This is a genomic window from Brevundimonas sp. (assembly GCF_032107865.1).
Taxonomy (GTDB): domain Bacteria; phylum Pseudomonadota; class Alphaproteobacteria; order Caulobacterales; family Caulobacteraceae; genus Brevundimonas.
The window spans coordinates 1-10801 of sequence record NZ_DAMCNG010000052.1; the positions used below are offsets into that span (position 1 = coordinate 1).

The following is a 10801-nucleotide window of genomic DNA, read 5'->3' on the forward strand; positions in this document are numbered from 1 at the left end:
GGCGGCCGTCGCGACGCCCGCTCCGGCCAGCGACGGCGTGGCCGAGGCCCTGAACGCCGTGGCCGCCCGCATCGAGAAGATCGTCCAGACGATGTAGGGCGTCGCCTCTATAAACCGCATTCGGACACCGCCATGCTCCAAGACTTCGGAACGGACATATGGATTGCCGACGGCCCGGTGGTGATCGGCGGCGGGGGATTTCACTACCCGACCCGGATGGCGGTGATGCGGCTGGCGGATGGGGAGCTGGTCGTTTGGTCGCCCGTATCACTGAGCTCGGAACTGCGTCAGGCGGTCGACGGGCTCGGGCCGGTCGGGTTCATCATTCCGCCCAACGCCCTCCACCACAGCTTTGTCGGTGAATGGCAGTCGGCCTATCCGCACGCCAAAACCCTGGCGCCGCCAAAACTGGCGGAAAAGCGTACCGATCTGAGGTTCGATGGGGCTTTGACGGCGACAGCGCCGAGCAGTTGGGAGGGGCAGATCGACCTGGTCGTCTTCGAGAACGCCATCGCCAGCGAGGCCATTCTGTTTCACCGTCCCAGCGGTACGGCCATTTTCACCGATCTGCTGCAGAACCTGCCGGAGGGCTGGTATCATGGCTGGCGGGCGCTGGTGGCTCGCCTCGACCTGATGACGGGGCCGGTCGCGGAAGTTCCGCGCAAATTCCGACTGGCCACAAGGGATCGCGCCGCGGCGCGCGCAAGCCTTGCGGAAGTGCTCGAATGGCCGACTGAACGTATCCTGATGGCGCATGGCCGGCCCATCCTGACGGATGCGCGTCAGCATCTGCGACGGGCTTTTTCCTGGCTGACCCGTTAGGCGGGTTCGATGCGGAGCGGGACTGGTAAAATAGAGGCTGCCGGTCTCGCGGGAATGAGCCTGCGCCTCCGCCCCACCGTCCTCAATAAGGGGCGGGAGAAACGCGCGCTTCGCCATTGTTGAAACTCGTCCGAACGCCTATCTTGCGCAGCGGCGGGTCATGCTGCGGCTCACGTCGAAGACAACATATCCTTCTGACCTTAATTCACTCATAGGGATCTGTCCCTGTCCGGGCTCGAGGGCCTGGGCATACGGAGCCCACCTGGCTACCCAGGTCGAGAGGATTTAAACGTTCTTCACGGCTCACGCGGCGCCGCCAACCCTCTTCTTTTTTGCGCTATCGCTTGCCGCGCGGCGGCGCGCTGCTTGAGCGCATTTTGTGCGCTATCGCTCGGCTCGCGGGGCCTCGCTATTTGAGCGCGCTTTGGTGCGCTACGCTGGCGACGCGGTGGCTCGCCGCTTGCACAGTTGGCGAGCATTTCTCCAATCGTTCCTTCTCCCGCCGTCATCCTCGGGCTTGACCCGAGGATCGAGTTGGGCGACGCGCTCGGCCTGTCGGCGTTCAGTGCGCCGTTGGGCGGGATCCTCGGGTCAAGCCCGAGGATGACGGTGGAATTTGGCGAAGGGCCGAGCGGCGATGACCCTCAAGCACGAACTCCGGGCCGCCATGCGCGCCTTGCGCAAGCGTCTGACCGAGACCGATCCAGAAGCCGCCGAGCGTGCGGCAGGCCATGCCGGCGCCTTGCCGCCCGGAGAAACCGTCGCCCTCTATCGCGCCATGGGGTCGGAGCTGGACACGGACGCCTTGGCCAATGTCCTGCATCAGGCAGGGCGTCGCCTGTGCCTGCCGGTGGTGCTGGAGCGCGACGCGGCCATGATCTTCCGCGCCTGGACGCCGGGCGAGCCGCTGGAGCTGGACGCCGCCGGATGCCCCGCGCCCCTGCCTCTGGGCGAGGTGGTGCGGCCGGACCTGATCGTGACGCCCTTGCTGGCGTTCGACGCGCACGGCGGGCGGCTGGGGCAGGGCGGCGGCTATTACGACCGGACGTTCGCGGCGCTGCCCGATGCGCGCCGTATCGGCTTCGCCTATGCCGGTCAGGCGGTCGATCACCTCGATCTGGAGCCGCACGACATCCGTCTGCATGGCGTTTTGACCGAGACCGGCTATAGAGCCGCCGTATGAGATTGGCATTTTTCGGTGACGTCGTCGGCAAGTCCGGGCGCGATGGACTTTCGGACCACCTTCCGGGGCTGAGGCGCGACCTCAAGCTCGACTTCGTGGTGGTCAACGCCGAGAACGCCGCGGGCGGCTTCGGCATCACCGAGAATACGGCCAACGACATCTTCAATGCCGGGGCCGACGTCCTGACGCTGGGCAACCACAGCTGGGACCAGCGCGAGGCCCTGACCTATATCGTGCGCGAACCGCGCCTGATCCGTCCGGCCAACTATCCACGCCTGATGGACGCGCCGGGGCGCGGCGCCGACGTCTTCGTCACGTCGGATGGTCGCCGGGTTCTGGTCATCAACGTGCTGGGCCGCGTCCACATGGACCCGATGGACGATCCGTTCAGCGCGGTCGAGCGCGAGCTTGAGGCCGCGCCTCTGGGCGTCGTCGCCGACGCCGTCATCGTCGATATGCACGCCGAAGCGACCAGCGAGAAGATGGGCATGGGCCACTTCTGCGACGGCCGCGCCAGTCTGGTGGTCGGCACCCACACCCACGTCCCGACCGCCGATGCCCAGATCCTGCCCGGCGGCACGGCCTATCAGACCGACGCAGGCGGTTGCTGCGACTACGACTCGGTCATTGGCAACGACAAGGAAGAGCCGCTGCGGCGCTTCACCACCCGGCTGTCCGGCGGGCGCTACACCCCCGCCAGCGGCCCGGCCACCATCTGCGGCGTCTTCGTCGAGACCGACGACCGCACGGGTCTGGCCAAGCGGGTCGAGCCGATCCGCGTCGGCGGCCGTCTCAGCCAGGCGATCCCGCAGGTCTGACGGTTACGAGCGCTTGGCCTGGACCAGGCGGCCGCGCAGGCTGTGCAACTGGGCGGCGCGGTGTTCGGGGGTATGGGTCTCGCTCACATAGGCCTGCGCCGCGCGAGCCAGGCTGAGGCGACGCTCGGGATCGGCGATCAGGTCGTCGATCGCACGACTCAGGCCGTTGGGCGTCAGATCATCGACATAGACGGCGTGCGGCCCGCTGGCCTCGCGCAGACCGCCGCGCCCGGATGAGATCAGCGCCGCCCCAGCCGCATGGGCCTCCAGCGCCGTCAGGCCCAGAGGCTCGGCCCAGACTGAGGGCGTCAGGGCGATGGCCGCGCGCTGCATCATCGCGCGGACTTCGGCCAGCGGCGCGGACTTCAGCACACGCACCCGCTGGCCGAACCGTTCCAGCGGCGCAATGTGAGGCGCGGCCCAGTCCGCATGACGGTCCCAGTCGTTCAGCATCAGCACGGTGCGCCAGTCGGGATGGCGCTCCAGCACGGCGGGCAGGGCGGCGCAGATCAGGTCCACGCCCTTTTCCGGCATGGCTCGCCCGGCGAAGGCGATCAGCGGTTCGCGTCCTTCGAGCGGCGCGCGCCACAGGTCCACGTCGATGGGGTTGGGCACGGCGAAGGCCTTGGCCTCCAGCCGGGGAAAGTCCTTCAGAAAGTCCAGCCGCGCGGCCTCGCTGACGAAGATCAGCCCGTCCATGCGGTTATAACGCCGCTCATAGCGCCAGCGATCGATGACATGGTGCGGCGGCTTCACGGCGTTGTGGCGATACAGGGTGATGGCCGCGTCCGGGAAATGCGACGCCAGCGCTACGGCCTGCTGCGTCTGCTGGTGGAACTCGATCACATCGGGGCGATAGTCGGTCAGCGCCTGACGCAGGGCCTTCAGTCGGTTCGCGGCGGGCAGGGTCTGCACCGGCAGGTCGCCGTGATCCTGGGCGCCCTCACAGCAGAAGACGCGAACCTCGCCCTTGTCCGCGCACGCCAGGGTGCGCGCCACCGTCTCCATCGAGTTCGGTTGGTGCAGGTCGAAACGCGCGCCGACAGGCATGACGACGGCGGTTCTCATGGCCTGCGTGTCTCCGGTCAGTCGGGCGTTCTGGCGGCGGCGCGGGCTTCCAGCGTGCGCAGGCTGGCTTCTTCAGCCTTCAGATCGTCGGTCAGCTGGGCCTTCAGCGCAGGATCGGTGATGGCGGTCAGCGCCGTGCGTGTCTCCTGTACCGCCTGACGACGAGCGGCGATCAGGCGCGACAGTTCGTCCGGCTCATGCAGAGCCGGGCCGGAGGCGGTGGGGCGACGGATCGCCTGAGCCTCTTCTTCCTCGGTGGTCTTCAGCGCGGCGGCCTGCCGGGCGGCGGCCGCATCGCGCAGGGCGTGCTGGACGGGATCGCCGCCCTCGAACTCGCAGGCCGACAGCAGGGCGGCGCCCGCGACGACGAGGATGAGGGCGGCGCCGCGCATCAGCCTTCGATCCAGTTCGGCATCCAGCCTTCGTGGAACTCGCGCAGGTGGGCGACCGGCAGGCGGAACAACTCGCCCTTCGGACCCGAGGAGGCGAAGTCCGTTCCCTTGACCAGACCGACGACCGAGGCGTGCAGCCCCGCGTCCTGGGCCTTGGCGATCAGGGCGTCGGCGTCCGCCACGGCGACCAGATAGCGGGCCTGATCCTCGCCGAACAGGAAGGCGTGAGCGTGGGCGGCGCTGGAGGCGTTCAACTCGATCCCGACGTCCGAGGCCAGGGCGATGTCCGCCGCCGCGCCGATCAGGCCGCCGTCGGACAGGTCGTGGACCAGGGTCAGCTCGCCCGCTTCGATCAGGCCGCGCACGAAGTCGCCCGTCTTGCGCTCCAGCTTCAGGTCGACCGGCGGCGGGGCGCCGTCCTCGCGGCCCAGAACTTCACGCAGATAGATGGAGGCGCCCAGTTCGCCGTGCGTCTGGCCGATCAGCACCAACTGGTCGCCCTCGGCCGCACCGCCGAAGCCGGTGGTCACGTCATAGTTGGTCAGCAGGCCGACGGCGCCGACGGTCGGCGTCGGCGGAATGGCGACGCCGTTGGTCTCGTTATACAGGCTGACGTTGCCGCTCACGACGGGGAAGTCCAGCTCGCGGCAGGCCTCGGCCATGCCGTCGGTGGCGCGCACGATCTGGCCCATGATCTCGGGGCGCTGCGGGTTGCCGAAGTTGAGGTTGTCGGTGATGGCGATGGGGCGCGAGCCGACGGCGGTCAGGTTGCGCCACGCCTCGGCCACGGCCTGCTTGCCGCCTTCATAGGGGTCGGCCTGGACATAGCGCGGGGTGCAGTCGCTGGTGACGGCCAGGCCCTTTTCCGTGCCGTGGACGCGGATCACGCCCGCATCGGCGCCGGTCGAGCTGTCCTGCAGCGTGTCAGCCATGACGTGGCGGTCGTACTGCTCCCAGATCCAGCGCTTGGACGCCATGTCGGGGCAGGCGACGACCTTCAGCACGGCGTCGTTCCAGCTCTCGGGGGCGGGGACTTCCGCCGGGTCGAGGCGCGGCTGCAGCTCGGGCTGGACCCACGGACGGTCATACAGGGGCGCGTCGTCGAACAGCGGGGCCAGAGGCACGTCGCAGACCACTTCGTCGTGATGCTTCAGCACCAGATGGCCGGTGTTCGTGGTCTTGCCGATGACGGCGAAGTCCAGACCCCACTTCTGGAAGATGCGATAGCCGACGTCTTCATAGCCGGGCTTCAGGACCGCGAGCATCCGCTCCTGCGATTCCGACAGCATCATCTCATAGGCGGTCATGCCGGTTTCGCGTTGGGGCACCTTGTTGAGGTCCAGCTCGACGCCGACGCCGCCCTTGCCCGCCATCTCGACGGACGAAGAGGTCAGACCCGCCGCGCCCATGTCCTGAATGGCGGCGACCGCGCCAGACGCCATCAGCTCCAGCGTGGCTTCGATCAGTAGCTTTTCGGCGAAGGGGTCGCCGACCTGCACGGTCGGGCGCTTGGCGTCCGACTCATCGTCGAACTCGGCCGAGGACATGGTGGCGCCGTGGATGCCGTCGCGTCCGGTCTTGGAGCCGAAATAAACCACGTCGTGGCCCGCTTCCGGGGCGGCCGAGTAATAGATCTCGTCAGCGCGAGCCAGGCCCACGCACATGGCGTTGACCAGGATGTTGCCGTTGTAGCCCTTGTGGAAGTTCGTCTCGCCCGAGACGGTCGGCACGCCGACGCAGTTGCCGTAGCCGCCGATGCCCGAGACCACACCCGAGACCAGGCGCTTGGTCTTCTCGTGGCTGGGATCGCCGAAGCGCAGGGCGTTCAGCAGGGCCACCGGGCGGGCGCCCATGGTGAAGACGTCGCGCATGATGCCGCCCACGCCCGTCGCCGCGCCCTGATAGGGCTCGATGTAGGAGGGGTGGTTGTGGCTCTCCATCTTGAAGATGCAGGCGTCGCCGTCGTCGATGTCGATCACGCCCGCGTTCTCGCCGGGGCCGCAGATGACGCGATCGCCCGTGACGGGGAACTTCATCAGCTGCTTCTTGGACGACTTGTAGGAGCAGTGCTCGGACCACATGACCGAGAAGACGCCCAACTCGACCTGATTGGGCTCGCGGCCCAGCCGGTCCAGCAGGACTTGATATTCATTGGGGGCGAGGCCGTACTCTTCGGCCAACTGGGCGATGGTCTTTTGGGGCGCGCTCATGGGCGGGCCTTCTAGCCGTCTCTGGGGCGTCTGTCAGCCCGTCACCGGCGTTCGACCCCGCGTCTCAAACCGAAGACGATGATGACCCCCGCCACCACCAGCGCAAAGGCCGCCGCCAGGGCCGTAAAAGCCAGCACCGGCTTGACCTCCTGCTCGGCCACGAAGGCCCCCACCAGACCCCAGGCAATGGGCAGGGGATAGGCCAGGGTCCGCAGGGCCCAGGTCACGCCGACGCCGACCAGGGTGGTCGCGACGACGGCCAGCACGGCCCAGCCGGTCGGCGACAGGGCGGCGGGCAGGGCCTCGAACGCCGTCGCCACGGTGATCAGGTTCAGCGGCGCGGCCACCGTCAGCCAGCCCGCCAGCGCCGCCAGCGGCCAGATCAGGAACCAGCGGTCCCGCTCCATCGTCCCGGTCGCGCGGATGGTGCGGGCGCTGGCCAGCATCGGCAGAAGCAGGGCCAGGAGCGAGGCCAGGATGACGACGACGCTGGCCGCCTTCAGGTTCAACGCCGCCATGACGATCCAGAAGCCGATGCCGAAGAAGGCCACGACCGACGGCCAGCCCATGCGGTTGATCAGAACGCTCTCGCCCGTCTGGGGCAGGGCCTGGCGCCCGGCGTAGATCAGTATGCCCAGATACAGCAGGCTCCAGATTGAAAAGGCGTAGCCGGCCACCCGCAGCGTCTGGTTTCCATCGGCGGCGAACTCCGCCTGGCTCAGGCCGAAACCGCCCAGGGCCTGAACGATGGGAACGATGATGGCGAAGACGGCGGCGGCCAGCACGGCCAGGCGGCGCGTCTGCTGGGCGGGGGTGGGGCGTTCGATGGCGGTCATGCGTCTCTCCGGCTCAGCTTCGCCGTATCTACGCGCCGCGTCGAAGAAGGTTCAAGGGAACCCGAGCGCGGCTTTTCGCCTTGCTTTGAGGCAGACCGAGAAGGAGGCCGCCATGCCTGATCCGAACGACGCGCCCGAACCGATCGAGCAGACGCTCGAGGAAGAAGTCGAAACCAACCGCGCCCTGGAGCGGGGCCTGGGCGTCGGCGCCCGCGAACTGGCGGCCATCCACGAATCCGGCGCCGAAGGCACGTTGGAGCGCGCCGTCGATGAGGACGGCGAACCGATTGAGGAAGACGTCGAGGTCGGGGATGCCGGGCGCAGCGCCAGCGTTCTGGATCGCAAGGGCGGCTGAGGCGCTTGACCGTCGTGTCGGAGGGCGGTTCCATCCCTCCATGACCGACGTGCGCTCCACTGATCTACGGCTTCAGGTCGACGCCCTCATTCGCGAAGCGCGGCAGGCGCGCGAACGGTCGGATGTCACGGCCTTGGCGGCGGCGGCCGAAGCCCTGTTGGCGATCAATCCGCGCGAGCCGCGCGCCCTGGTGTTCAAGGGCGACGCCTTGAGCGCCCAGGGGGATCATCGTTCGGCCATGAGCTTCTACGGCGCGGCTCTGGCGCAGGGACGCGCGATCACCGCTCCGCCGCCCGACCTGCGTGCCGAGCTTCAGCACGCCGCGGCGGCTCAGGCCGAGGGCGCGCGCCGTTTTGAGCAGGGCCTGAGGAACGGCTTGATCCAACACGGTTTCGACCCCGCGACGTCCAGCGCACGTTTCGCCGCCTCTCTGGATCTGATGACGGGGCGGCGGCGGCTCTACTATCAGCAGCCGAAATTCTACATGTTCCCCGGCCTGCCGCAGATCGAGTTTCAGCCGCGCGAGACCGTCGCCTGGCTTTCAGAGGTGGAGGCGGCGGCGCCCGCTATTCGCGCCGAACTGGACGCCATCCTGGCCGAACCGGCCCTGTTCGCGCCCTATATCGAGGATCGCGCCAACCGGCCTAGGCACGATCAGGCGGGCCTGCTGGGCAATGACGCCTGGAGCGCGGTCTTCCTGTGGAAGGACGGGGTCGAGGTTCCCGAAATCGCCGAGCGCTGCCCGCAGACGATGCAGGCGCTGGCGGCGGCGCCCCTGTGCCGTATCCCCGGTCGCTCGCCCTCGATTCTGTTTTCCAGACTTCAGGCCGGGGCGAAGATTCCGCCGCACCACGGGCTGATCAATACGCGCCTGATCTGCCACCTGCCGCTGGTCGTGCCGCCGGACTGCTGGTTCCGCGTCGGCGGCGAAGAGCGCCAGTGGAAGACGGGCGAGGCCTGGGCCTTCGACGACACGATCGAGCACGAGGCCGCGAACGACAGCGATCAGGATCGCACCATCCTGATCTTCGATGTCTGGAAACCCGAGATCACGGCCGAGGAACAGGCGCTGATACGCGCCCTGTTCGCGACGATCGACGCCAGCGGCGCCGGGGCGCCCAAGCTGGGGGTTTAGGCGGCCGCGTAGATGCTCTGGAACAGGGTCGCGCCATCGGCGCTGCCCAGTTCGGCTTCGAACGCACGGTCCGGGTGGGGCATCATGCCCAGGACGTTGCCGCGTTCGTTCTGCAGGCCGGCGATGTCGCCGACCGAGCCGTTGGGGTTGTCGACGTAGCGGAAGACCACCTGGCCCTCGCCCTCGATGCGCTTCAGGGTCTCGGCGTCGGCGAAGTAGTTACCGTCGGCGTTGCCCTGGGTCATGATGATCTCGCGCTGACCCTGATAACCCGAGGTGAAGCGGGTCTGGCCGTTGGCGACGGTGATGCTGATCGGCTTGCAGATGTATTTCAGGCTGCTGTTGCGCATCAGGGCGCCCGGCAGCATCCCGGCTTCGCACAGCACCTGGAAGCCGTTGCAGATGCCGACCACGGTGACGCCGTCGTCGGCGGCCTTCTTGACCGCCTGCATGATCGGAGCCTGCGCCGCCATCGCGCCGCAACGCAGATAGTCGCCGTACGAGAAACCGCCCGGCAGCACGATCAGATCGAGGCCCTTGGGCAGTTCGGTCTCGGCGTGCCAGACCATCTGGACCTGCTCGCCAGTGGAACGTTCGACGGCGACCTTGCAGTCGCGATCGCAGTTGGAACCGGGGAATACAATGACAGCTGCGCTCATGGCCGGGCCTCCTAGCACCCTTCGGGACGAATGTCAGGCGTCGCTTTGTTGCGCCTTGCGTCCCGTCGTCCAGGCGACGACCCAGACGGCGAAACCGCCGAGCGACAGCGCCACTCCGACCCAGCCGGTCGAGGTCCAGCCCCAGCCCGCCGCTACGGCCATGCCCGCCAGCAGCGGCCCGACGGCGTTGGCCGTGTTGAAGGCCGAGTGATTCAGGGCGGCGGCCAGGGTCTGGGCGTCGCCGGCCACGTCCATCAGCCGGGTCTGCAGCACCGAACCCAGCCCGCCGCCGCCGCCGATCAGCACCACCACGATCATCATCGCCCACAGATGCGGCGCGGCGAAGGGATAGAGGGCCAGGGCCGCCGCGCTCCACAGCAGAAGTCCGCCCGCCGCGATCATGCCGAAGCGGTCGGCCGCCCAGGCGCCCAGCAGATTGCCCGCCACCATCCCCAAGCCGAACAGGGCGAAGACCCAGGGTAGCACCTCAGGCCCCACGCCCGTCACCGCCTTCAGCGTCGAGGCCAGATAGGCGTAGACCGCGAACATGCCGCCGAAGCCGACGGCGCCGACGCCGAGCGTCAGCCACACCTGACCGCGTTTCAGGGCGCCCAGTTCGCGCCAGGGGCTGGCGTCGGGATGGGCCGGATCGCGGGGCGCGAACAGGGCGACCAGGGCCATGGTCAACACCGCCAGAACGCTGACGATGGCGAAGGTCCAGCGCCAGCCGAAATGGTGGCTGATGGCGTTGGCCACCGGCACCCCGATCACGGTCGCGATCGTCAGGCCCAGCAGGATGGTCGAGACGGCGCGGGTTCGGAGCCTGAGCGGCACCAGCGACGCCGCCACCAGGGCCGCCACGCCGAAATAGGCGCCGTGCGGAATGCCGCTGAGGAAGCGGAAGGCCAGCATCCACTCATAGGTCGGGGCGATGGCGCTGAGGGCGTTGCCGACGGCGAACAGGGCCATGAAGCCGATCAGCAGCAGCCAGCGCGGCAGGCGCGCGCCCAGCACGGCCAGGATCGGCGCGCCGATCACCACCCCGGCGGCATAGGCGCTGATGACATGGCCCGCCTTGGGCTCGCTGACGCCCAGACCCGCCGCGAAGTCGGGCAGGACGCTCATGGCCGCGAACTCGGTCACGCCGATAGCGAAGCCGCCCATGGCCAGCGCCAGCAGGACCAGCGCCACCTTGCCCGGCTCGGCCACGCGCTCGTCGTTGCCGGGCGCGGCGCAGCGCGGATCGTCGAGGCAGGGAGCGTCGGCAGAGGCCATGGATTGTCGCGATGCAGCAAAGGGGGAGTTGCGCTGCAAAATAAGGAC

At 68.3% G+C, this 10801-nt stretch carries 11 protein-coding genes and 1 other RNA gene; 6 read left to right on the plus strand and 6 right to left on the minus strand.

Features of this window, described 5'->3' with window-relative positions; genetic code table 11:
• Nucleotides 1–132 precede the first annotated feature (132 nt).
• The 4 genes from RT567_RS06650 (at nt 133) to RT567_RS06665 (ending at nt 2823) form a co-directional block, all read left to right on the plus strand.
• Nucleotides 133–822 (plus strand): DUF4336 domain-containing protein, encoded by a 690-nt coding sequence (locus RT567_RS06650; protein WP_313575204.1) that lies wholly within the window; start codon nt 133–135, stop codon nt 820–822.
• Between the two features lie 157 nt (nt 823–979).
• Nucleotides 980–1140, plus strand: a non-coding RNA gene (ssrS, locus tag RT567_RS06655) — 6S RNA.
• 319 nt (nt 1141–1459) lie between these two features.
• Nucleotides 1460–2005, plus strand: a complete 546-nt coding sequence (locus RT567_RS06660) for a 5-formyltetrahydrofolate cyclo-ligase (RefSeq protein WP_313575205.1) — start codon at nt 1460–1462, stop codon at nt 2003–2005.
• Nucleotides 2002–2823, plus strand: coding sequence for a TIGR00282 family metallophosphoesterase (locus tag RT567_RS06665; protein ID WP_313575207.1), 822 nt, complete (start codon nt 2002–2004; stop codon nt 2821–2823). Before RT567_RS06660 ends, RT567_RS06665 begins: the two co-directional genes overlap by 4 nt.
• A 3-nt stretch (nt 2824–2826) precedes the next feature.
• Here the strand turns inward: RT567_RS06665 and RT567_RS06670 are convergent, their stop codons facing one another.
• From RT567_RS06670 to RT567_RS06685, 4 genes are read right to left on the minus strand one after another with little or no spacing between them, the layout of a single operon-like run.
• Nucleotides 2827–3891, minus strand: coding sequence for a glycosyltransferase family 4 protein (locus RT567_RS06670; protein WP_313575209.1), 1065 nt, complete (start codon nt 3889–3891; stop codon nt 2827–2829).
• 17 nt (nt 3892–3908) lie between these two features.
• Nucleotides 3909–4283: an indole-3-glycerol-phosphate synthase gene (locus RT567_RS06675; protein ID WP_313575211.1), complete on the minus strand. Its 375-nt coding sequence runs from the start codon at nt 4281–4283 to the stop codon at nt 3909–3911.
• Entirely contained in the window at nt 4283–6493 is a 2211-nt protein-coding gene (purL, locus tag RT567_RS06680; protein ID WP_313575213.1) for a phosphoribosylformylglycinamidine synthase subunit PurL, read from the minus strand. The genes RT567_RS06675 and purL overlap by 1 nt, the downstream gene beginning before the upstream one ends.
• 41 nt (nt 6494–6534) lie before the next feature.
• Nucleotides 6535–7329 carry a hypothetical protein gene (locus tag RT567_RS06685; protein ID WP_313575215.1) on the minus strand — a complete coding sequence of 265 codons (795 nt, stop codon included), beginning with the start codon at nt 7327–7329 and terminating at the stop codon, nt 6535–6537.
• Nucleotides 7330–7441: 112 nt separating this feature from the next.
• Between RT567_RS06685 and RT567_RS06690 the strand changes: the two genes are divergently transcribed.
• The gene (locus tag RT567_RS06690; RefSeq protein WP_313575217.1) at nt 7442–7684 is read left to right on the plus strand and encodes a hypothetical protein; all 243 of its coding nucleotides are present in this window, start codon (nt 7442–7444) and stop codon (nt 7682–7684) included.
• A 40-nt stretch (nt 7685–7724) separates the two neighbouring features.
• On the plus strand, nt 7725–8819 hold the full coding sequence (locus tag RT567_RS06695) for an aspartyl/asparaginyl beta-hydroxylase domain-containing protein (RefSeq protein WP_313575218.1): 1095 nt from the start codon (nt 7725–7727) through the stop codon (nt 8817–8819).
• Here RT567_RS06695 and purQ read toward each other — a convergent pair.
• Nucleotides 8816–9478, minus strand: a complete 663-nt coding sequence (gene purQ, locus RT567_RS06700) for a phosphoribosylformylglycinamidine synthase subunit PurQ (protein ID WP_313575220.1) — start codon at nt 9476–9478, stop codon at nt 8816–8818. The genes RT567_RS06695 and purQ overlap by 4 nt on opposite strands.
• A gap of 33 nt (nt 9479–9511) precedes the next feature.
• Complete coding sequence (locus RT567_RS06705) at nt 9512–10753, minus strand: MFS transporter (RefSeq protein ID WP_313575231.1); 1242 nt, start codon at nt 10751–10753, stop codon at nt 9512–9514.
• Between the last annotated feature and the right edge of the window lie 48 nt (nt 10754–10801).